We start from the raw sequence: 21,876 nt of genomic DNA, 5'->3' as shown, positions 1-21,876 counted from the left end.
AGATGGAAAACTATTCCAATAATTAGTTTACTTGCTAAAGCTTAAAATTATGACTTTAAATAACTGGTTCCGAGGCTATGCCTGGGAACCAGTAGATATCGCTTGTTTTCGGAGGCAGACGCAAGTTTGACTTGCAGAGCGGTTTCAACCAGGTTCGCGATCGTATTTAAGCCTTGGGCTTAGCCGCCGCCGGCTTCTTCTCAATGGTATTCAAGCCGTTGAGGAACATGGGCACCAATTTCTCCATAAATGCCTGCGGGTCGCGGTTCCAGGCGCGCTGAGCTACATCGACTCTGGTCATTTGTAGGTCGGGGGCCAGCAGGCTTGCGGGCAAGCGTTCCATCAGGTATTGCGGGCGTTCCCACATCGGCATGGTGTTGGCAATGTCTACCAGGCGGGTGACGCGGCGGAGTTCTGCCCCCAGCATGATATCCATTCCCGATTCAAAAGCTGCTTGTTCGATCGCGACATACTTGCGCTTTGCCTGTTCCACCTTCTGGCGGTGTTCCGGGCTTTTGGCAGCTATGGACCCCAGCCAGCGGTTTCCCCAGCGGACGTGACCAGCTTCTTCTGGAAAAATCTTTTCGATGGTTTCGCGGATTTTGACGTTTTCTGCGGTTTGGGGAGCCTGTTTGAGGGCGTAGATGTGCGCTGAGAAGTATTCGCAGCCCCGCTTTTCGGTGACATTGATTGCGGCTAAAACTGCAATTATACCGTCATCGAGGTTGCGGTATTGCTCTTTGTTCAGCAGGCGGTCAAATTCGTCAATGTAGGAGATTCCCGGCGGCGTTCCCACATTTTGGCCGAGGTCTACCAGCAAGTCGGTGAGCCACATCGCGTGTCGCGCTTCGTCGGAAATATGCCGGGAGAGGTCGCGCACGAGTTCGGCAGGTTCCCCGTCTAGCCGTTCGATCACGTCGGTGAGGTCTTTGCAACTGCGCTGTTCGCTGTAGCGGTAGCGGTTGAGGGTGATCAGGTGAATTTCGCGATCGCGCACTACATTAGCTAAAATTTCGCGCGCTCCCATAGCGTTGCGAAGCTTGCGGGGATAGGCAACAGTCATGCTTTTATGTTGTTTTGTAAAGATACTTATATAAGTGTAACGCACTTTTTTCGACAACCAATTACCTCCCAAGGCAGAAAGTTATTGTTTAGCACGGAGATTCAATTTTATACAGACAATTTTTTTACTAGCCCAACCAACGAAAATAATTTGGTGTTGCGAACCCTACCATTTTAGATGTTAGATTTTAGATTAAAAATGACTGATGACTATCAGGGTTGGGAGCTTTTATACAGTTAGATTATTTTTTTAAACTGCTATCACGCAAGGGTGGCGCGGATCGCAGAAAGCAATCTCACGCACTCAAAACTCTTCAGGTTCCGTCGAGTCTGAAGCCTCAACACTAGCAGACTCTTGTTGAAATTTTCGCGCCTCTTCTACTTCTAACCTAGCCAAAGTTGTCGCCACATCGGCTAACTGTAAAGCCAGATTCATCCGACAAACCGGGTTTTTTTCCCTCCAGAGGTCTTTGGCCAAGAAATGTACTCGATAACGAAACATTTTAATTGAATTTGGCGGAGTAACTTTCACGGTCATAGTCTTTCTTCGGTTGAAGTTTGAATGCGGAGCAGCACCCGTTCTAGCTCCAGGTAAACAAATGTCAGCATGATTACTTTATCTTCATCGGTGATTGTAACACTACAAGTTGCCGATCGAGGTTCAACGCCTTCGTGCCTGACAACTACAGTATATTTTCCCGGCTTCAGGTTATCAAAATTCACATCAGCTTCAAACAGGTCAACTGTCTCCTCGGCCAGCACTCGTCCTTCTTGAGTCAGTAAAGTGACAAACGCAATGCCGTCAACAGAAGTCATGGCGACGTTACTCTGATTGCGGATCATCACAAAAATATCAGACATCGTTTAGTCATTGTTAATTGCTAATTGCTAATTTAGAATGAGTGCAGAATCTCACAAAAGAAGGAGCATAAATACAGTGAATCCTTTCAATTTTTTGCTAATTTTGACTGTTAGTGCAGCGGTTCTCGGTTTGGGAAAAAGTGGGGCCGTAGCTGCTATCTCAAATATCTCTGAGATTGAGCCTGGTTTGCAGCTTCACGGTGTGCGGGTTGCTCAAAGGGACGATCGCAATTTAAGCAACTCGAAAGGTACATTACAAGAAGGCAGTGCCCTCTCTATCGATCCTGATGAAGTTACGGGCATACCAAAAGCTGAGGCGCGACAACGTTTCATTTTGAATAAGATATATCGGGTTCAGGAAGGCACTACCGCTGACGATTTGTTTATTGTTGATGAGAAAGCAAATAAATGGGCTGTAGAGGATGTCTCTGAGGCTACAATGGGCCCTACTACTAACAGCGTTGCCCAGATAGTGTCGGGTAACGGGAGAGTCTGGGCGTTGATCCAGAAGTTCTAAACTTCAAAAAAACGCCGCTTTTAAGGGCGGCGTTCTTATTAATTAAAAATCACAGGTTAAAAATGGTATAATTACCAGTTTTAACTTTTAATTTTTAATTTTTAATTTTCTAACAGTCGTAGTAGAGAGCAAACTCGTAGGGGTGAGGACGCAGCCGCATCGGGTTGACTTCATTGTCGAGTTTGTAGGAAATCCAGGTTTGGATGAAGTCTTCGGTAAATACGCCAGTTTCAGTTAAGAAACTGTGGTCTTTTTCCAAAGCTTCTAAAGCGCCTTCCAAGGAACCGGGAGTTGAAGGAATTTTGCTCAATTCTTCAGGGGAAAGGTCGTAGATATCCACGTCCAAAGGTTCGCCCGGATCGATTTGATTTTTGATGCCGTCTATGCCGGCGCACAGCATGGCTGCAAATGCTAAATAGGGGTTGGATGTGGCATCGGGACAGCGGAATTCTAACCGCTTGGCTTTGGGGTTGGTTCCCGACAACGGAATCCGCACTGATGCCGATCGATTTCCTTGAGAGTAAGCTAAGTTTACAGGCGCTTCAAAACCAGGAACTAAGCGCTTGTAGGAATTGGTGGTGGGATTGGTGAGTGCCAAAAGTGCCGGTGCGTGCTTGAGAATGCCGCCAATGTAATGCAGTCCCATTTGACTGAAACCAGCATATTGATCGCCTGCAAATAGAGGTTGACCGTCTTTCCAAATCGACTGGTGAACGTGCATCCCGGAACCGTTATCGTTAAATAGCGGTTTGGGCATGAAGGTGATGGTTTTGCCGTATTTTTTGCCGACGTTTTTGATTACGTATTTGTAAGTCAGCAAGTAGTCGGCTGCTTGTACTAAAGTGGCAAAGCGGAAACCGAGTTCGCATTGACCGCCGGTGGCGACTTCGTGGTGGTGCTTTTCGATGGGTACGCCGCATTTTGCCATTGTCAGCAGCATTTCCGTTCTCATGTCTTGAGAGGTATCGGTTGGTGCTACTGGGAAATAACCTTCTTTGTAACGCGGTTTGTAGCCGAGGTTGCCGCCTGCTTCTTCTTTGCCGGAATTCCAGCGACCTTCGATCGAATCTACGTAATAGTACCCGGAATTTTGGGTTTGGTCGAAGCGAACGTCGTCAAAAATAAAGAATTCTGCTTCCGGGCCAAAGAATGCTGTATCGCCGATACCGGTCGTAAGCAAGTAGTCTATGGCTTTTTGGGCAATGGTGCGGGGACAGCGACTGTACGGTTCGCCGGTGCGAGGTTCTTTGATGCTGCAAATGAAGCTGATGGTCGGTTCTGCCATGAACGGGTCCATCCAAGCGGTGGTCGGATCGATGACCATCGTCATGTCTGATTCGTTGATGGCTTTCCAGCCCCGAATGCTGGAACCGTCGAAGGGTACGCCGTCTGTGAATGCAGTTTCGTCGATTTGGTCGTGGTACAGGGAAAGGTGTTGCCAGATCCCCGGCATATCGATGAATTTGAGGTCAACGATCTGGATCTTATTTTCTTTTATGTAGTTTAAGGCTTCTTGGGGTGTCTGGAACATGACTTACTCCTGATATTGGTTGTTTCTTGGCGATCGGCCGATTTCAGACTGTTTGGGCGATCGTAGGCCTTCAGTATCCACTATTTTGTATCTAGGGCTACAAAATTCTGAAATAGGGGGCCAGTGCGGCCGGGCAGTTTGAAATTCTTGCCCTGTGGATTTTTCGGCTGAAGATACAAGGCAAACGGCTGAATTTTACGACAGTTTGCCACGGATAGACTACCCTTCGTGAAAATCCTATCTCAAATCTTAATCAAACGCCGATTTGTAGTAGTCTACAATAGGCGGTCTGTCTCAGATAGCAAAGTATTGATAAAGATTTTTGGGAGAGAAACTTATGCGCGATGCAGTGACGAGCCTGATTGAAAATTATGATGTTGCTGGTAGGTATTTAGACCGAGATGGTATCGATCGGTTGAAATCTTATTTTGCAACGGGCACGGCACGGGTACAGGCGGCGGCTGCGATTAACAGCAATGCTGCGGCAATTGTTAAGCAAGCTGGTATCCAGCTATTCGCTGAACAGCCCGAACTGATCCGTCCCGGTGGAAATGCCTACACGACTCGTCGCTATGCGGCTTGTCTGCGGGATATGGACTACTACTTGCGCTATGCTACTTACGCCCTGGTGGCTGGAAGTACCGACGTGCTCGACGAGCGCGTGCTGCAAGGTTTGCGAGAAACTTACAATTCTCTAAGCGTTCCTATTGGCCCGACGGTGATGGGGATTAGCATTATGAAGGAAATGGTTAAGGCTCAGGTGGAAGCTGCTGGCTTGTCTGTAGGGCCTTTTTTGGATCAGCCTTTTGATTACATGATTCGCGAATTGAGCGAACAAGATATTTAAGTCAATTTGCTAATTCTTTTAGCAGTAAATTGCACTTGTGGCTGGCAGTTAGCAGCAGTTGGATCGATCGCTTTTTTTGGCTTCACCGCCTCCAAGCGATCTTTTTTTATGGGTTATACAATTCTAGATTAAAGATTTCAAATTAAAAATAATAGATTAAAAATAATAGATTAAAAATTTAAATAATTGGGAATGACTTATGAATTAAGGGTTTGGAGCTTCCCTACAATTGCATTCTTGTTTGAAACTGGTGCTAAAAATCGTCAACACATCCCCAGACGAGGCATTTGTCCAGGGGATTTTTAGTTTGGCGCAGATCGATTTGTGCGACGGTTGTTGCTTCTACTTCGCCATTGGGGTAAAGAATGTGGATGATGTCACCGCTGACGAAGGCGAGGGGATTTTCTTGACAATTGCCGGGATTTCTGATAGGAAAGTTAATTGTTTTCATTGTCGATCGCCCTGATGGTATTTGTAGCGCTTTTAGCTGCATATAAATCATCCGCTAGTAACAAAAATTATTGTGTGATTCTATGAATGTTTATCTGTGATAAAACTACACACTCAGAGCGATCTCAGTCACATCATGTAAGCTGGGGGCGATCGCCTCGCGACAATCGCAAAACCAAAATAATCGTCAAAAATTAGCAGTGGGGCTTGTGCGTAAGTGCTAATCTGGTACTGTTCTTAACCCTATCCGTACAGATTAAAAACCTTGGCTAAACAGCGACTAGACACTTTATTGGTCAGCCTAGATTTGTGCAGTTCCAGACAGCAAGCTCAGGCATTGATTCGGACTGGGAAAGTCTCTATCAACCAGCAGGTAGTTGACAAACCTGGTACTGAGGTTGACATTGCAGCAAAAATTCAGATTAAAGAGCGATCGCGCTATGTTTCCAGAGGCGGCGACAAATTAGCCAAAGCTTTAGAAGTTTTTGCAATTCCCGTTGCAGGCAGAATTTGTCTCGACGGGGGCATTTCCACAGGCGGTTTTACCGACTGTTTGCTGCAAGCCGGGGCCGCCCTAGTCTACGGCGTAGATGTTGGCTACGGTCAAGCAGATTGGGGCTTGCGTAACGATCCGAGGGTAATTTTGAAAGAACGCACCAATTTGCGGTACATGACTGCTACTCAGCTTTACGGCGACTCTGGGCCAGCAGATTTGGCGGTAGTAGATGTGTCGTTTATTTCCCTGGATAAGATTTTACCCGCGCTGTGGGAATTGTTGGCACCACCGCGAGAAGCCGTGTTGCTGGTAAAGCCGCAGTTTGAGGTAGGGCGCGAGAGAGTCGGGAAAAAAGGCGTAGTGCGAGACTCAGCAACTCAAGCTGATGCGATTTTTCAAGTGTGGAAGGCAGCCACAGCTTTAGGATGGCAGCAACGCGGCTTAACGTGGTCGCCTTTACTTGGCCCGGCCGGTAATATCGAGTATCTTTTATGGTTGGGGATCGATCGCGAACCAGAATCAGAGCCGAGGGCGATCGAAGAGGATGTTGTGAAAGAACGGATCGCACAAGTCACGAAAGCGGCCGCGCGGGAACTTGTCGATCGATTGTAGATTGTAGATTTTAGCTTGATTTCAAGATGTCAAACTAATCAATTTAAAAAAACAAATTTGGAACTCCAGATTGCTCTAAATTTTCAAAAATTTTGTCAATCAGACTCCTAAACTTTCACAAGAGTGAATAATTCCATGCAATCATTCAAACAAGCCGGTTCCATTTTCCTGTATGTTCTAGGTGCCATCGGGTATGTGGCGATTGTAGCTACTATTATAGGCGTTTCAATGCTGATCAAGTGGGCAGCTCTGCTACTAGCTGACAAATTATTATATACAATTCTGATTATCGGTGATTTGTTGAGGGGGATCGAAATTATTGAACTGTTAAATATATTGATATTTGCATTTATCGGTATGGGAGTGGGTGTGGCGACAAGGCTTTTACACCCTCAATACGGTCGCAAAATTAGTGCTGCTGTGTTGATAGTTATAGTTCCCTTAGTTTTCATGATTACGCCAGCCATTCGATATAATTCTTGGCTGGACAAAGTGGAAGAATCGGATAAATTATCGCCTTCGCAAACTGCAATCTTAACTAACTCATTTTTGAATAGAAAAGTTGGATTGCCTGGTTTTATCGGTTATTACGTATATACTGGTCAGTTTCCCGTTATTCCGGCGAAACAATCGGAGATGAAAGATCTTGACAGCTTTGAAAAAAAAGTTAATTCCAGATTTGTACAGTTCACAGGTATTGCTCCGACTATTGTTACTTGGTCAATGCGGGTTTGTTTTTGGCTGATTAGAATATTTTATTTTTCTATAGCGGTAATTGCCACGATCGCCCATTTTAGGGAAGGTGTTAGAATCGCGAGACGGTAATACGATTTTCGATTTTCGATTTTCGATTTTCGATTTTCGATTAAAGAATTGGGAATCACTGATCGCTATCGTGGGAGCTAACCTACAGTTGCATTCTTTTTTGACAATTGTATAAGAATACAAGCAGTAGGGTGCGTCAGATCCTAGCTCTTCGATTATTCACAAATAACCATCTGCTGACCTACCCTACTCAACTACTAGCGCAATTTTTAATTGCCAATTTTAAACTCTTGCTGCAAGCGATCGATAATTGTATTACGCTCGATGGTGGCGAGAATTTCTTGAATTACCGTATCTTGTCCCAGGGGGCCCCAGGTGCAGCCTTTTTCTAAATAAACTTGGGCGGCACGACCGACAGCGTAGGTTCCGTAAGCTGCTAAACTAGCTTGAGTGACAGCGACTCCGGCAAAAGTAGAAAAGCCGATGTGCGGGGCCGCTGCGGCTGCACTTTTGCCAAATCCCAAGAGGAAACTGCTGCCCAATTCTCCCAAAAGTACGCCGCCAGCGCTGGAGAAAATAGTCTGCCAAAGTTTCCCCGCTTCGTAACCAGTCATGGGTAAGCCATAAAGTCTGGATAAAGAGCGAATTAAGGCTAAATCTGCGACACTTGCTCCCATTACATCCAAGAATGCCACGGGATTTAAACCGACAGCCAAAGCTTTATATTTTGCAAATTGCCAGATTAAATCTTCGGCTTCTGTTTGTCGCAATTTGAGAACGTGACGGGCAATGTTGGCTTCGGCGTCTCTAGCTTCAACTAAAGCATTTAGAGCGAGAAGCGATCGACCTTCTCTGTTAAGAATTGTGAGAATTTTATGTTTGAGTTCGTCTATCTGCGCCGGCGGCGACTCCCATTCGTGACTGACTCTTCCGTCGGACCATTCCACCCGCACTTGCACCGGCGCTGGTTCGGCGGCTACCATGACGATTTCTAAAGATTTGGAAGTTTTAGGCGGTGATTTTACAGTAGATTTATGGGAGGAGTTGTTTGGGCGATCGGACAAATTTTCGCTATCTGTTTCCTCTGTTACCGCAGTGGCTGCTAACTCTTCAGAATTTCCCAGCGCTTGCAAACTTTGGTAAATAGCTTTTCTGTCTAATTCTGGATACAGGTCAATTTTATTAAAAACTAAAATCACCGGTTTTTGAGCTGTTTGCAATTCGCAAAGCGCTTGATATTCAGTTCGGGTGATATCGCCTGCAACGACAAAGAGAATTAAGTCAGCTTGACGAGTTACTTGTTTCGCCATTTCGCCGCGCACTTCGCCACCAACTTCATCAAGTCCCGGAGTATCGATTAATTCTACTTGCACGCCTCCTTTCCCCCCCTTGGCCAGGGGGGGTTGGGGAGATTCCTCGCTGTCAAGGAATGATAAAGGCACACTCCAGCGCACGGAACGCGGCCACTGAGTTACGCCGTTGAGAGGGCCTGTTTGCAGAATTTTATGACCTAAAAGCGCGTTTAATACGGCTGACTTGCCACGGCTGACTAAGCCGAAAGTAGCAATGCGGATTATGTTGTGGTCTAGTTTTTCTGAGGTGGAAGTTAAAATATCTAACTGATATTGCAGCGCCGCTTCTAATTCTGTATTATTCGAGTTTTTTTTCCCTTGGCGCAGGTGGGAATAGCGCGCCAGGGCTTCGCGCAAACTGGCACGGGCAAGAGATAATCGATTTTCTTGAAGGGAATTGTCAGCCATTGGCGATCGGCTTTGTTAAGCAGGTATAATTGATCGTCGAATTATAAATCCTATTTCTTATTTTAATACAATTTTTCATAAATTTATAATTTTTTTGTTGTGAGTTTTCCAAAAAATATTGAACGGGATATCCCGCCCGTTCCACAATAACAAAAAATTTTTGTGGGACAGGTATCTTGCCTGTTCTTTTCCCTAACACTAGGCGCCGCCTCGGAAAATTTGATCGACGTTCAGCTCCATATTGGGAAATGTAGGTGAAATAATGCGATCGCTCCCTCTGAACTGTCTAATCCTATACTCTCCGTCCACGAGCTGACAAACCGAAAGCGTCGGTTCTTTGGGGTCGCCAATATGACGTATTCCGCCGAATGCAGCATAATCCGCAATCCAATATTCGAGGATGCCCATCATTTCGTAATCTGCCAACTTTTTGAGATAATCGTCGCGCCAGTTGGTACTAACAACTTCAACAAGTAGCGGGATAGATGTTCCTTGGGTGATTGTTGCTGACTTCAACCATAAGGGTTCCGACGCTAAAGCCTGACGGTTTAATAGCAAAACATCAGGAATATATCCTGTATCTTTAGCTGGGGGCTTAACTAGCGCTTTCGAGGGAATGCGGTATGGAAGTTGCAGTTGGGTGTAGAGCAGCGTAAATTCTTGAACAAGGTATGCTGTGATATCTTCGTGTTCTCCTGTTGGCTGCATTTCAACCATTACCCCGTCGTGAAGTTCGTAGCATCTGTTCTCGGCTTTGTCTTCTAGAAATTCTTCAAAGGTTAGTATTTTGGGTTGAGTTTGTATCATCGTGCAAAGTTTATTTAATTGTATAACAGAAGGCAGAAGGAAGAAGGAAAATATTAACTGGTTGCCTGGTTCTGCCGTGGAACAAGCAAGATGCCTGTTCCACAACAGAAAAACTGTCTTGTGGAACAGGCATCTTGCCGGTTCCTTTATTTTACTTAATTGGCCGCCGACTTAACGGTTTCGGGCCCAGATACCTGAGATGAAAGGCGACTCGCCACTTGGTTGACGAAAGATTGCAAGAAGGAAACTTGCTGATTTTGCGTAAATACTGCTTGCAAAGTTTTAGTCAACTGGTCGAGATTGAAAATGCCTTTGGGAGCATTTTCCAGTTCTTGACTTTGGAAATATTCAATTAAACTCAGTCCTGCTATTCTGGTAAAATATGCTGCACTAATTCCCTGCACAGCGCCTCCTGCTACATAGGTGACGGCATTGCTTTTCAGCAGTCCAGTAATAGTTTGGGTAGACAGTTCTACTAATCCCAATTTAAACATTTGATTAGCTAAAGTACCCGCTACTGTCTTAGCTTGGTCTAAGGAAAACTGTTGCTGGTAGATAGCGCCGAGGTCAATTACGAGTTGGGTACTGATGGCGGTTGTTGCTAGCAAGTCTAAAGCTGGAACCGGGTTAGTAAAGACGGCGGCGGCGGCGATGTACTGATATTGTTCGATAATGGGAATTGCCCGATCGCGCCTGACTGCATTTAATAAGGTTTTTGCCTCTAGCTTGATACTTGCAGCCTCGCGCACTGCACTCGCCCAGACCAACTGTTGCCGCTCTTCAGTTAAGATTTTAGTCAATCTTTCCGTCAGCGCGTCGAGTTGAGAGACTTGATTTTCGATCCGTTCTTTAAATGTGCCGTCCGCTTGGTGCTGGCGCACTTTAATAGAATTGGGAGAAGCTGCGATCGCAATTATCTCTTCTGTCCCCAATATTCCTTGCATTTTCTGCTGCAAAGAGTTCAAAACCTGCGACTGCTGTTCTGGCAAATATTGGTCTAGTTTGTTCCAGATTAGCAACACGCGCTGACCTGCGGACGCTAACTGAGATAATGTTTTAAATTCGGAATCTGTGATGTCGCCCGCTGTTACAAACAGCACTAAATCACCGTTGATTTTGGCATCGGCATTTGTATTAGCAAACAGCGCTGCTGTTTCTTGTAAACTAAGCTTTTGCGAGTGTTGAGAGACCCAATTAGAATTTAAAACTTGAATTAAGGCAGTTTTGCCGACAGCTTTGCCGCCTGTTACGGTAATCCGTAAATCTTGTCTATCTAATTCGGCTCTGAGCCGATCGAGCTTTGCTGTTAGATTGGCAGGATCGGCGGAGTTTTGAGCTTCTGAGGCTAGCAATTTAATTGCCGCTTCGGAAGCCGCGATCGCTTTTTCGGCTGCTTCCCGGTTCGCCAGGGGTTGCGGGAGTGCGAGTTCGAGTTTGGGGGATTGTTGTTTCCACCACCAATACCCCGCACCGGCAGCAGCCAAGCCGATGAGTGCCGTTTCGCCCATTTCTGAACCCGAATGCTGTAGAGTTTCCAGCAGCCACAGCGCTGCTGAAAGTCCTATTCCGCCTATTAAAATCGGTCGCCGCAAGTTAAGTGTCATTTTTTCCTTCCTGTGGGTATTGTCACCAAGCTTAACCTTCGCCGGCTTGGCCTCCCTCCCTATATTCCATCGTACCTCTGTGACATCCAAACTGGCAGGCGGGCGATCCGACTTTTTGCCATCGGGATTTGCGGCCCCGGCCACAATCAACTTTTTGCACTTCTACAAATGGGGAATATCTCACATCTTGCACCATTCTCAAGAACAGGCAAGATGCCTGGTCCACAAAGAGTAAATTTTCTTGTGTGGTTTACCGGAGAACCCGCCCGTGAAAGGCTTATTAACACTGGTGCAAGATATGATTAATAGAGGGCTTAAATCTTCACTACAAACACTAAATTTTTACAGGATGTTGCAAACAGAATAGTTTATTTTTCTTTTATTTTGGTAATTCTTGAAACTGCGATTGAAAAATATCAATTATTTGTTTGGGAATTGCTCGCGGGCGCATGGTGGTAACTTCAACCCAAACCCAAAGCGCCTCGGCTTTTAACAAGATTTCGTCACTTCCAGCTAAGCGAATTTCGTAGCGGCGGACAGCGCGCGGGCCGCGCATTTGTTCGATCCAAGTGGATATCTCCAATCGATCGCCTGCGGCGGCCGATCGCAAATAGTCAATCTCTATCCGCCGCATTACAAAGACGCCGCCCAGTTCCCGGTAGCGATCGAGAGTAAATCCCAAATGTTCTAAATGTTCGATCGCAGCGTGTTCTAAATAATGCTGGTAAACAGCATTATTTACGTGACCGAGAGCATCCATTTCATAATGTCGCACTCTAATTTCCGTAGTAAATGGTGTCAATTTCTCACCTTTCCACTTGTTGCGGTATTTTGTAGTTCCGAGTGCGATCGCACTCTGGGTGGATACTCGCTCGGAACTGATTGCACGTTACACTAAATAGTTGAAACGTCACTGCTTCCAGGTTAATCTTAGTCCTGGAAGTACAGACGGTCAATCGATTTTAGATTTTAGATTTTAGATTTTCGATTGACTTGCGCGAGATAAAAGCGGGGGCTGGAGGATTTTCGATTTTCGATTTTGGATTGATTCCACGGATAAATCACGTGGCGGATACCACCTTTGAAATTCTTGGTCATCACCTTGGTTTTTTTACGACAATACACTGGCTTAAAACCCTCCGTCTCGGTTGAAAAACCCGGTTTCTTGGTTCTGAGTGCGTCCCGGACTCAATCTTTGAGAAATCGGAGGGCTAATTGTTTAATCTCCCAGACAAATCCCTAAACCGCGGGCCGTTTTAACCAGAGTACCATCGAAGTCTACAGGTCTGTATTTGGCGATCGCATCTTCCAGAGGAACGCTCACAACTTCCCGCTTTTGCCAAGATACCATGCAGTCGTATTTCTCTTCGGCAATTAAATCAACTGCTGCGACGCCAAAAGCAGAAGCAATTAATCTTTCTAGCGATGAAGGAGTTCCTCCGCGTTGAATATGTCCCAAAACAGTGACGCGAGTTTCTGCACCGCTGCACTCAGAAATTGTATCAGCTAAATACTGACCAATTCCGCCTAATCGACTTTGACTTAAGCGATTTGTGTGCATTACTAACTCGCCTTCTTCAGTGCGAACTGCCTCCGCTACTATAATTAAACAGTAGTTTTTCCCCCGGTCTTGGCGTTCTTGGATTTGGGCGCAGATATTAGAAATTTTGTAAGGGATTTCGGGAATCAGAATTATATCAGCTCCCCCAGAAATTCCGGCACTGATCGCAATATGTCCAGCGTCGCGTCCCATGACTTCAACAATCATGACGCGACTGTGACTGGCAGCAGTAAAATGCAAGCGATCGAGTGCTTCAGTGGCAATATTGACAGCAGTATCAAAACCGATGGAACGCTCGGTAATTCCGACATCATTATCAATAGTTTTAGGAATAGCAACTAAATTCAAATTGCCTTGTAGAGCAATCTTCCTGAGAATGGCAAGACTGCCATCGCCACCAATGCCAATTAAGGCATCCAGACCTAGTTGATGATAGCCTTCGATGATGTCCTCAGTACGATCGCGTATAGTCCCATCCAGCATCGGGAAAGCAAAAGGGTCGCCCTTATTTGTCGTGCCTAGCATCGTACCGCCAATGGTGAGCCACGAGTCTACTTTCTCAATATCCAAGGGAATTGCTTCCGGGGGACGACTCATCAATCCGTTGGTGGCTTGACGAATCCCCATCACTTTCCAATTGTAAGTTCCCGTTGCGCGGTGGACAACGGCTCGAATAACTGCGTTTAAGCCTGCACAGTCACCCCCGCTAGTGAGGATACCGATACATTTTTGTTCTCCCATAATTAATGCCCGACTTTTGTTACTCTGAATATGAGTTGATATTTTTAGATGCCGATCGTCCAATCGTGATTTTCGACGTAAATACGTAGGCGAAAATCAAGTTTACTCTGTAACAGAATGTAAAGCTCTGATAACTTTTGTGATTGCTTTCATAAGACATCGCTCCTTCGGGGAGCGTTTCACTCGTTTTTGACTACTTATGTATTTTCAAGCTTCATCGACCTAATTTAGTGCCTCATCTCTGACGCGCCCTACAAGTTTGATCGCTAACTTGCGTAGCATCGCCAATCGCCGTCTCCAACAAAACATCAATTTTACTTGGAATTGAGGCGTTTAGAAACTTGGTTAATTATACCGCTGAGAATAGCACCACCCATAAGAATTCCCAGGGCGGGATTAAATACGGGCTGCCAGAGACTGTACCACAAATCAAAACCGAGATTCACCCCGGTCGATCGACCTGCTACGGCGATCACAAACCACCCAAAAATGGCAAAGACGAAAAATACATCAGCTACTAAAATCAAGTTGAGAAAGTTAAGAAATTTATCTTTCATTGTCGAGGGTTCCTTTTGAGTGTATATGTGTCAAGTTTTGGCAAGCGGTTGGTAATGGAGCGGATTGATAGCTGCAACTGGCGATCGAATAAAGATAAAATATCATTCAATTGTTTTCGCGCACAGGCTGTCAAAATATGGTTCGCTATACACTTCCTCAAAGCCCCGAAATTATTTTAACTGTCAAAGGGAAAGATTCAGCCAAAGCCCGCGAAGAAGCGATGGATCGGCTGATGGATCTCATGGATGAGGGCAAACTGCCTACGGAACTCGTGGAGGGATTTGGGCCCAAGCAGTTTGTTGAAGTTAAGGATATCGAAGATGCTGCGTCTGACGGCGAGGACGCGATTACAGAAGCAGTCCAGATTTTGAGCAATTTGGCAAGTCTCAAATTGAAAGTCATGGAATCCCGCGAAGAAGCCCTCAAAATCCGGGCGGCGATCGACATTTTGTTTACAGATGAGGCTGTGAGTGCCGAGGAAATTGGTCGTTTGAAAGATGGTTTCAAGGTTCTCAAAAACTTTGCTCAAGCTAACGTCCGCTATCGAGAAGCTAGAAGTAAAGCCGAAGAAGCACGGGCAATTCTCGACGAAGCTTTGCAATCTGTCGAACCGGAAAACAAGGCGCAGAAATCCGCGAAATAGTAGCAAGTTGGGTTGACTCACATTTAGCAACAATCTCAGAAGCTTTTCGGCCTGTTCCATTACAAATCAATTCTTTTGTGGAACAGACCCAAAAGCCTCTTACTAAAAAAATGTAGAGAATAGTGAAATATTTGAAAGTGAAAAACTAACCCAAATTTCCACACATTTAACATTTCGTTTCTATACCTTCAAAAAAGTAGAAAAAAAATTGTGAACCAACAAACAGGAATTCTCAGAAACTCCATGTCAGGCAGCTTGCTGCTGGCTAAAAAATTAGGTTTTCAACCAAGAACTGTGATTGATGTCGGTGCCGCCTTGGGAACTTTTAACCTTTACGAAACTTTCCCCGATGCGCGACATTTGCTAATTGAACCCATCGCCGAAAATGAACCTTATCTAGCCAAAATTTGCCGCAAGCTCAAAAGTGCAGAATACATTATTGCGGCAGCGACCAAAGAAGCTGGAGTTTTCACGCTTAACGTCTGTCCCTCTATGTTGCATTCTTCACTTTATGAAAATCTCGCTACTGACAGCACCAATCCTTATTTGAGAAACATACCAGCAATTACCCTCGATGGAATATGCAGGGAAAGAAACTTGCCAGGCCCGTATTTAATTAAAGTCGATGTAGACGGACAGGAATTAGATGTTTTAGCGGGAGCCACTGAGATTTTGCAGCAGACTGAATATGTAATTGTAGAAGTTACTTTGTTCGGTCAGATGTATGATGTAATGAGTTTTATGAAGTCCCAAGGATTCGCAGCTTACGATATTGTTGATTTGGCATATCGCCCGATTGATAAAGCTTTGTGGCAAGTTGACATGGCTTTTGTTAAGGAATCCGGTCACTTCAGAAGAGAGAGGGGTTTCGCGACAGGAGAGCAGGATCTCGAAGCACTTAACTCGCATCTCAAAGCTTATCGGGAAAGTTTCATCAAACACATTGACACTCATTACAGCGACCCAGTAGAGCCGGAACCACAGGTCACTCAATCTGTTGTGGGCGAAGATTATGTCATCATTTAACTCAAGTTGCTTCCATCTGATACCCAATCCGGGTCGCACTTCGCACGCTTATTTAATTAATCCTCAACATCTAAAAAACTGGTTTTCTAAATGCGGCTATTGTCGTCTATAAGCTAGCAATCTGTTGTAAATTGGCTTTCATTGGATATCAGAAAGTGGGAATGCCCTAATGCGGCAGGGCTGTTGCATTTTCTTGTAGGCGCAAACCCCCCGTGGTTGCCCCGATGCCTGAAATGCCCATGACATCATCTGTGGGTGAGGGCGGGCACTCTTGGCACCGCCCCTACAAAAGCCTAGTTTTCCATAGGGGCAATCCCCCGTGGTTGTCCCGAAACAGCCCTACGCTGTGACGGGGGAGTGTCAACTACCACAATTAATCCCAAGGCGCTTTTGTGGTGGATTGTTGAGTTGCTGGCAGTCGAAGCTGTCAACCATCAACCAATGGAGGCTTTCAGTTCTAGTTGTTTAGCCCAAGGTATTGCTGCCAAAATATAGTAGATGTCATTTCCTTTGAAGCACTTTTCCATTGTGTACTTACGGATGACCATTCATTAATACCTTCAGCAGCAACTTTAAACCACCTAGTCAAAAGGTTAGTACCAGCTAATTTATCTACCTCATTTTGGTTATTATAGCTTTTACTAAGGTTTACAATGCTCATGTGAAAGGTTTCTGGATCAGAGTTTTTGATAAAATCTGGCCCTTTTAGATAGTCTTCAAAAGCTTTTACAACCATCTCTACATGATTATAATCAAATTTTGCTAAAGCCTGAAGAATGACTTTTGTCAAATGCTGAACTGCATCCATGTATTCTGGAGAATAATGGATGGAATAAGCTATTAAATCATTGCGGATATAATAATAATTTTCCCAATTTACATTCTTGGCCACCGCTGGTTGATGCCACACCGCCATTGATGGAAAAGCTACAATGTTATTGCCCAACTCTTTTATTCTTAAACCAAACTCTACATCATCTATTTTGATAAATAAAGGCAGCGGTAATTGAGTTTGTTCAACAAGTTCCTTAGAAAAAGAGAAAAACCAAAATCCGCCATAGTCTACATCTTCTTCCTTGAGCAACCTGTTGAGAGAATTAGAATCTCGTAAATCGATATTATAATTTAAAGCAATTAATGCCCCAGGCCCAAATCCTCTAGTTTTAGAATAGGCGTTGTACGATGCTCCTGCTTCATACAACATATGCTTTTTCTGTAAATTTAGCAGTCCACCGGCTACAGCAAAATCAGACTTGGCGTATTCATACAAAGGAAATAATTTATAAATACATTCACTTTCTAACTCTATATCATCATCCATAAGCAAAAAGTGAGAATATTTGTTTTCCTCTAAAGCTTCGACCAACCCTCTGGTAAAGCCACCGCTTCCACCCGCATTTATATTAGGAACTAGCCTCATTTTTGGCTTTCCGAAATCAGCTTCATCTAAAGTTCTACCATTATCAACAACGAATACTTTAAAGTCCTTGGTTTCTAGTAATTCATCTTGAAAAATTGCAGTTAATGTATTTTGTATGAAGTCCTCTTTTTTAAAGGTGCAAATGACAATCCCCAATGATACTTCTCTAGTTTTACGTTCATCAGTTGCTATCCATGCCCCTTTAAATTCGCCCTGTTCACTAGAACAAGTTATTTCAAAATATATTCTGCCCGCTTTTTTGCCTTGAAGGAGATTTATTGGTGAGATTTTTACAGGCTCAGAGAATTGACATTTCTCAAAGCTCTCTTCAGAAATTATTTCTTTGTTTTTTTGTCCATCAAATTCTCTGTAAACACAAACTTTAAAGTCGCCTTCAAGTTTTAGCACATAGTAGATAGAGCTAAGAGTTGTATATTGAGTATAATATCTCTCGTAAAACGAATTAAAGTAAGAATTTGAGGATACAACACCACCATGAGATAAAACAACTTTTTTGTCATCTTCTTGGTAGCTTATAGATGCAGATTCATTACACCGTATATATACATTTGAACTCTCGGCTGATTTTGGTAGCTTAATTCCAGCTAATATGTTCATGTAATATCTACCTCCTCTTGTAGTAAAGTTAGTTATTTTATTTGACTGATGTTAAAGAGTCTTAGCTTAAGAATAAATTGTGGATAGGTTCTAGCACGTCCTCCTTGAGGCATAACTCCTATCAAGTTTTTTTAAGTCGTGGATAAAGCGATTGATATCGAAACCAAGCCTCTTCTAGGATTGGATCAACTGATTGGGGAGTGGCAGCAAGCATTGGTGTGGCTGCCAGTTTGGTGGTGTCATTAGCATCTGCGTATACACCAATTCCTATACCCGCCAGTAGAGCAGCACCACGCGCGGAAGCCGCAGCAACTGTAGTTGCATAGAGGGGTATTCTCAATACATCAGTCAGTAATTGCTTCCAAGGCATTTCTGCCGTTCCACCGCCTGCTAAACGCAGTTCTGTCGCTTTAAAATCTGTTGCCTCCAGTGCCTCAAAACCTTGTCGCAAGGCAAAAGCAACTCCCTCTAAAGCCGATCGCATCAGGTGCGCCTGTGTGTGATGAAGTCCAAGCCCTACCCATGCCCCACGTATATATGGATCAAGGTGTGGAGTTCGCTCACCCGTGAGGTAGGGCAAAAATGTCAACCCTTCACATCCTGGGGGAACAGAAAACGCTTTAGTATAGACTTCCTGCCAGCTCAAGCCGAGGATACCTCGCACCCACTCAAGCGCTAACCCGGCATTTTGCATTGCTGCAAGGGTGTACCACTGGTTAGGTAGGGCGGTTCGATAGAGATGGGTACGACCATGACGATCGATAATTGGTTGCGATCGAGGTGTAATGATTTGAGCGCCTGTGCCGATCGTTAGTTGAACCAAACCAGGCTCTAGTAGCCCGTTGCCAAGTGCCGCCGCTGCCGTATCCGCCGCACCAGCAATAACGGGTAAGCCAACTCTTAAGCCAAGATGCTCAGAAGCAATAGTTGTTAGGTAGCCTGCGATCGCACTAGAGGGGATAATTTTTGGTAAGCAATCATAGCGTAGATTCAGGGCTAAGATTGCATCCTCTGCCCAGTTATCCGACACAACATCGTAAAGCAAAGTACCGCTAGCATCAGATGGTTCGGTTGCAACTTCTCCAGTCATCCGTAACCGCAGCCAATCTTTGGGCTGGAGTGCCCAACGCGCTTCGGTGTAGACATTAGCCTCGTGTTCTCGTAGCCACAACAAAGTGGGGCCGGCCATTCCAGCCGTAATCGGGTTGCCCAAGCGCTCTAGAATAGCCACATCGATCGAATGATAAGTGTTCAGCGTGGCACTAGAGCGAGTATCTGCCCAGAGGATAGCAGGACGCAGGGGCTGACCCGACTCCCAAGCTAGGACAACACCGTGCATTTGCCCTGAAAGTGCGATCGCCTGTACCTCTTGAGCGTGATTTCCCACTGCCTTCCTAACAGCCGAGGCAACCGCTAACCACCAATCTTCTGGTTCCGACTCAGCCCATCCAGGTTGGGGTGCATGAACAGGATAGGATGTTGATGCTTCACCTATAGTGGTTCCGTCTGTCGCTAGGAGCAATGCCTTAGCAGAGCCTGTTCCTAAATCAATTCCAAGCAGCATGATAGCTAATCCTCAAATCATTTAGTGTCTTAGCAAACGGGCGATCGCTTGTACCAATTCATCAGGTTCGACAGGCTTGGAGATATGGATCTGAAATCCGGCAGCTAAGGCTTGCTGCTGATTGATCTCCCCAGCATAGGCAGTAAGTGCGATCGCAGGAATCGTGCCTCCCTGTTGGGGGGACCACTTTCTAATTTGCCGAATCAGGGCATAACCATCCATCTCTGGCATCCCAATGTCACATAAAAGTAGATCGGGGAGAGATTGATTCAGGAGGGTCAACGCCTGTGCCCCCGAAGCTGCTGTGGCAACTTGTGCGCCAGATTGCATCAAGGTGAATGCTGCTAACTCCCGCATATCTGCATCGTCGTCCACAACCAAGACCTGAATACCTGCTAAGTCTGCCGCACTTTCTGGATGCCTGTCATCAGAAGAGGGCTCCGGTTCTACGATGTTTAACGGTAGCCGGATGGTAAATGTAGCCCCTAAGTTCTGTCCTAAGCTGTCTGCTTGAACGGTTCCTCCATGCAGTTCGGTAAAATGACGGACGATCGCTAGTCCCAATCCCAATCCGCCGAATTGTCGGGTTATGGTGCCATCTTCTTGACGGAAGTAGTCAAACACATGGGGTAAGAACTCTCGTTGGATGCCTTTTCCAGTATCTTTGACTCGAATCTGAGCGTACATACCAACCTGCTCTAGTTGCACGTCGATACGTCCTCCGGTTGGGGTGAACTTCACAGCATTGGAGAGGAGGTTCCAGACTACTTGTTGGAGGCGATTACTATCGCCTGAAACCGTTCCTGAAATAGGATTAAATGTAGTTTGGATTTGAATGTGTTTGGCTTCGGCTGCTAGTCGTACCGTTTCCCGTGCAGCCTCAATCATTGCCGCTAGATTCACAGGAGCGACGTTTAACGTCATTTTTCCTTGCAGAATGCGCGAGACATCCAACAAGTCCTCAATTAATTGGGCTTGCAGCTTGGCGTTGCGTTCGATCGTTTCCAGCGCTTGCTGGGTTTTTGTGGTATCTAGTCGCCCTGTTCGTAGCAATTTTGTCCAGCCCAGAATCGGATTGAGGGGCGATCGCAACTCGTGGGACAATACGGCTAAAAATTCATCTTTAATCCGGTTAGCGGCTTCTGCTTTTGCGCGATCGCGTTGAGCTAACCGATATAACTGAGCATTGTCGATCGCCAAGGAAGCACGACGCGCCAATTCCTCTGCCAGTTGCAAATCTGCTGAGGTATACCGTCGTCCAGATTCGGCTGAGATAAAGGAAATGGCCCCTAGAATTCGTGCCTGAGTTCGTAGTGGCACCGTCATTACCGATTTGAATCCAACCTGCCGCAGAATCTCTAAATGCTCTGGGTCACGGGCTGCCTGTACCAATAGTTCATCGGGAATCTCTGGCACCAAATCAGATTCCCCAGTTCGCAAGGTCAATGCAGCACCGCGAGGGTCATCTGGGTTCAGAGGATACTTGTCTCTCATCTGATATGCCCATTCCAGCTTGGCAGGGTTAATGTGAGCAACCGCAATCTGCTCGATCGCACCATCCTCTTCTATGATGTGAACCGTACACCAGTCCGCTAATTCCGGCACTGTAAGCTGCGCGACTTGCTCTAGAGTTGTTTGATAATCAAGTGAGGATGCCAGCACCGCACTTGCCTCAGAGAGAAAGCGTTGGGCATGTTCTAACTGCACCCGTTCCGTCACATCTACCACATAGACTAGAACGCCTTCTACCTGGCTATTAAAGTTAACAGTCGGAAGATAGTAAACGTTGTAATAGCCGGGACGGCGATCGCTGCGTCCGGGAACATTCACCGCAAAGTTGGGTGAAGTGAAGGGATTTCCTGTGGTGTATATCTGATGAAAGACTTCAACTACTTGGGGATCGAATTGACCAAAAAGTTCTGAAATGGAATGTCCTAAGTGTTGCTCGCGGGTTAATCCATTAATTTCTGCTAATGCTTCATTAATAGCAATAAATCGCTGCTGGGCATCTAACAGGGCAAGTCCCACCGGAGACGTGTCAAAAATAGTTGCCAGTTGGCGCTGTGCGGCTTCTGCCTGAGAACGGTAAATACGTTCGCGCTCTAACAGTTGTTCTCGTTCTTGTTCGGCATACTTCCGCTCTGTCACATCCAGCACCAGCGATAACACCGAAATCATCCGTCCCGATTCGTCCCTGAGACTGGAGTTATACCACTCGCAGTGCACAATGTTGCGATCGTTGGTGTAATTGCGGTTGTATGAAAAAATATGGGGTTCATCACCATAGACCAGCCGTTGGCAGACTTCAGTCACCGATTCTAGGTCTTCCTCAAAGACAAAAGGTATCTCGGTTAAACTGAAGTTCCCCCATTGACAAAAGGCGTCGGAGTATGTAGGGTAAACCTTTGGAGGATTTTGACTCCGGTTTTACTG

The 21,876-nt window shown here is 45.5% G+C and carries 20 protein-coding genes; 6 read left to right on the top strand and 14 right to left on the bottom strand.

From position 1 onward, the window contains the following. Positions 1-166: 166 nt before the first annotated feature. From Q5691_RS22510 to Q5691_RS22500, 3 genes are all read right to left on the bottom strand, one after another. Positions 167-1,063: a ferritin-like domain-containing protein gene (locus Q5691_RS22510; protein ID WP_333347168.1), complete on the bottom strand. Its 897-nt coding sequence runs from the start codon at positions 1,061-1,063 to the stop codon at positions 167-169. Positions 1,064-1,366: 303 nt separating this feature from the next. Continuing rightward, a complete protein-coding gene (locus tag Q5691_RS22505) occupies positions 1,367-1,600 on the bottom strand; it encodes a hypothetical protein (protein WP_333084936.1) in 234 nt (77 codons plus the stop codon). After that, a complete protein-coding gene (locus Q5691_RS22500; RefSeq protein WP_333084935.1) occupies positions 1,597-1,923 on the bottom strand; it encodes a hypothetical protein in 327 nt (108 codons plus the stop codon). Before Q5691_RS22500 ends, Q5691_RS22505 begins: the two co-directional genes overlap by 4 nt. A 76-nt stretch (positions 1,924-1,999) precedes the next feature. On the opposite strand from Q5691_RS22500, the gene Q5691_RS22495 reads away from it, so the two are divergent. After that, positions 2,000-2,440 (top strand): hypothetical protein, encoded by a 441-nt coding sequence (locus Q5691_RS22495; RefSeq protein ID WP_333347165.1) that lies wholly within the window; start codon positions 2,000-2,002, stop codon positions 2,438-2,440. A gap of 109 nt (positions 2,441-2,549) precedes the next feature. Here the strand turns inward: Q5691_RS22495 and glnA are convergent, their stop codons facing one another. Next, positions 2,550-3,971, bottom strand: coding sequence for a type I glutamate--ammonia ligase (gene glnA, locus Q5691_RS22490; protein ID WP_333211674.1), 1,422 nt, complete (start codon positions 3,969-3,971; stop codon positions 2,550-2,552). A gap of 337 nt (positions 3,972-4,308) precedes the next feature. Here glnA and apcB point away from each other — a divergent pair, with 337 nt between their 5' ends. Next, entirely contained in the window at positions 4,309-4,818 is a 510-nt protein-coding gene (gene apcB, locus Q5691_RS22485; RefSeq protein ID WP_293258696.1) for an allophycocyanin subunit beta, read from the top strand. Positions 4,819-5,071: 253 nt separating this feature from the next. Here the strand turns inward: apcB and Q5691_RS22480 are convergent, their stop codons facing one another. After that, the gene (locus tag Q5691_RS22480; RefSeq protein WP_333311999.1) at positions 5,072-5,311 is read right to left on the bottom strand and encodes a hypothetical protein; all 240 of its coding nucleotides are present in this window, start codon (positions 5,309-5,311) and stop codon (positions 5,072-5,074) included. 222 nt (positions 5,312-5,533) lie between these two features. On the opposite strand from Q5691_RS22480, the gene Q5691_RS22475 reads away from it, so the two are divergent. Both Q5691_RS22475 and Q5691_RS22470 read left to right on the top strand, forming a co-directional pair. Continuing rightward, a complete protein-coding gene (locus tag Q5691_RS22475) occupies positions 5,534-6,376 on the top strand; it encodes a TlyA family RNA methyltransferase (protein ID WP_333211671.1) in 843 nt (280 codons plus the stop codon). 135 nt (positions 6,377-6,511) lie between these two features. After that, complete coding sequence (locus Q5691_RS22470) at positions 6,512-7,201, top strand: hypothetical protein (RefSeq protein ID WP_333211670.1); 690 nt, start codon at positions 6,512-6,514, stop codon at positions 7,199-7,201. Between the two features lie 209 nt (positions 7,202-7,410). Here the strand turns inward: Q5691_RS22470 and Q5691_RS22465 are convergent, their stop codons facing one another. The 6 genes from Q5691_RS22465 to Q5691_RS22440 all read right to left on the bottom strand — a co-directional run bounded on the left by Q5691_RS22465 (position 7,411) and on the right by Q5691_RS22440 (position 14,171). Next, on the bottom strand, positions 7,411-8,901 hold the full coding sequence (locus Q5691_RS22465) for a DUF697 domain-containing protein (RefSeq protein WP_333312000.1): 1,491 nt from the start codon (positions 8,899-8,901) through the stop codon (positions 7,411-7,413). Between the two features lie 198 nt (positions 8,902-9,099). After that, positions 9,100-9,708: a Uma2 family endonuclease gene (locus Q5691_RS22460; protein WP_333211667.1), complete on the bottom strand. Its 609-nt coding sequence runs from the start codon at positions 9,706-9,708 to the stop codon at positions 9,100-9,102. A 155-nt stretch (positions 9,709-9,863) separates the two neighbouring features. Continuing rightward, on the bottom strand, positions 9,864-11,312 hold the full coding sequence (locus tag Q5691_RS22455; protein WP_333211666.1) for a slr1306 family protein: 1,449 nt from the start codon (positions 11,310-11,312) through the stop codon (positions 9,864-9,866). A 379-nt stretch (positions 11,313-11,691) separates the two neighbouring features. Then, positions 11,692-12,114: a thioesterase family protein gene (locus Q5691_RS22450; RefSeq protein WP_333312002.1), complete on the bottom strand. Its 423-nt coding sequence runs from the start codon at positions 12,112-12,114 to the stop codon at positions 11,692-11,694. A 417-nt stretch (positions 12,115-12,531) separates the two neighbouring features. Further along, positions 12,532-13,614 carry an ATP-dependent 6-phosphofructokinase gene (locus Q5691_RS22445; protein WP_333211661.1) on the bottom strand — a complete coding sequence of 361 codons (1,083 nt, stop codon included), beginning with the start codon at positions 13,612-13,614 and terminating at the stop codon, positions 12,532-12,534. A gap of 314 nt (positions 13,615-13,928) precedes the next feature. Next, positions 13,929-14,171, bottom strand: coding sequence for a hypothetical protein (locus tag Q5691_RS22440; protein WP_333211660.1), 243 nt, complete (start codon positions 14,169-14,171; stop codon positions 13,929-13,931). Between the two features lie 137 nt (positions 14,172-14,308). Between Q5691_RS22440 and Q5691_RS22435 the strand changes: the two genes are divergently transcribed. After that, positions 14,309-14,815 carry a hypothetical protein gene (locus Q5691_RS22435; RefSeq protein WP_333211658.1) on the top strand — a complete coding sequence of 169 codons (507 nt, stop codon included), beginning with the start codon at positions 14,309-14,311 and terminating at the stop codon, positions 14,813-14,815. Between the two features lie 210 nt (positions 14,816-15,025). Then, positions 15,026-15,841, top strand: coding sequence for an FkbM family methyltransferase (locus Q5691_RS22430; RefSeq protein WP_333211657.1), 816 nt, complete (start codon positions 15,026-15,028; stop codon positions 15,839-15,841). A gap of 457 nt (positions 15,842-16,298) precedes the next feature. On the opposite strand, the gene Q5691_RS22425 is transcribed toward Q5691_RS22430, so the two are convergent. From Q5691_RS22425 to Q5691_RS22415, 3 genes are all read right to left on the bottom strand, one after another. Next, on the bottom strand, positions 16,299-17,879 hold the full coding sequence (locus tag Q5691_RS22425; RefSeq protein ID WP_333312004.1) for a glycosyltransferase: 1,581 nt from the start codon (positions 17,877-17,879) through the stop codon (positions 16,299-16,301). 121 nt (positions 17,880-18,000) lie between these two features. After that, on the bottom strand, positions 18,001-19,443 hold the full coding sequence (gene xylB / locus Q5691_RS22420) for a xylulokinase (protein WP_333347161.1): 1,443 nt from the start codon (positions 19,441-19,443) through the stop codon (positions 18,001-18,003). Positions 19,444-19,464: 21 nt separating this feature from the next. Then, a complete protein-coding gene (locus Q5691_RS22415) occupies positions 19,465-21,789 on the bottom strand; it encodes an ATP-binding protein (protein WP_333347175.1) in 2,325 nt (774 codons plus the stop codon). Between the last annotated feature and the right edge of the window lie 87 nt (positions 21,790-21,876).

Source organism: Microcoleus sp. w1-18aA5 (assembly GCF_036701705.1).
In the GTDB taxonomy this organism is placed as follows: Bacteria; Cyanobacteriota; Cyanobacteriia; order Cyanobacteriales; family Microcoleaceae; genus Microcoleus.
The sequence above is the reverse complement of the archived record's forward strand: the minus strand, read 5'-3'. Positions and strand labels throughout refer to the sequence as shown.

Excerpts from the sequence above, each read along its gene's own strand:
- Q5691_RS22460 (WP_333211667.1), bottom strand. The coding sequence starts at position 9,708 with ATGATACAAACTCAACCCAAAATACTAACCTTTGAAGAATTTCTAGAA.
- Q5691_RS22425 (WP_333312004.1), bottom strand. The coding sequence starts at position 17,879 with ATGAACATATTAGCTGGAATTAAGCTACCAAAATCAGCCGAGAGTTCA.
- Q5691_RS22440 (WP_333211660.1), bottom strand. The coding sequence starts at position 14,171 with ATGAAAGATAAATTTCTTAACTTTCTCAACTTGATTTTAGTAGCTGAT.
- Q5691_RS22510 (WP_333347168.1), bottom strand. The coding sequence starts at position 1,063 with ATGACTGTTGCCTATCCCCGCAAGCTTCGCAACGCTATGGGAGCGCGC.
- Q5691_RS22455 (WP_333211666.1), bottom strand. The coding sequence starts at position 11,312 with ATGACACTTAACTTGCGGCGACCGATTTTAATAGGCGGAATAGGACTT.
- apcB (WP_293258696.1), top strand. The coding sequence starts at position 4,309 with ATGCGCGATGCAGTGACGAGCCTGATTGAAAATTATGATGTTGCTGGT.
- Q5691_RS22470 (WP_333211670.1), top strand. The coding sequence starts at position 6,512 with ATGCAATCATTCAAACAAGCCGGTTCCATTTTCCTGTATGTTCTAGGT.
- Q5691_RS22500 (WP_333084935.1), bottom strand. The coding sequence starts at position 1,923 with ATGTCTGATATTTTTGTGATGATCCGCAATCAGAGTAACGTCGCCATG.
- Q5691_RS22505 (WP_333084936.1), bottom strand. The coding sequence starts at position 1,600 with ATGACCGTGAAAGTTACTCCGCCAAATTCAATTAAAATGTTTCGTTAT.
- Q5691_RS22480 (WP_333311999.1), bottom strand. The coding sequence starts at position 5,311 with ATGCAGCTAAAAGCGCTACAAATACCATCAGGGCGATCGACAATGAAA.
- Q5691_RS22465 (WP_333312000.1), bottom strand. The coding sequence starts at position 8,901 with ATGGCTGACAATTCCCTTCAAGAAAATCGATTATCTCTTGCCCGTGCC.
- Q5691_RS22435 (WP_333211658.1), top strand. The coding sequence starts at position 14,309 with ATGGTTCGCTATACACTTCCTCAAAGCCCCGAAATTATTTTAACTGTC.
- glnA (WP_333211674.1), bottom strand. The coding sequence starts at position 3,971 with ATGTTCCAGACACCCCAAGAAGCCTTAAACTACATAAAAGAAAATAAG.
- Q5691_RS22445 (WP_333211661.1), bottom strand. The coding sequence starts at position 13,614 with ATGGGAGAACAAAAATGTATCGGTATCCTCACTAGCGGGGGTGACTGT.
- xylB (WP_333347161.1), bottom strand. The coding sequence starts at position 19,443 with ATGCTGCTTGGAATTGATTTAGGAACAGGCTCTGCTAAGGCATTGCTC.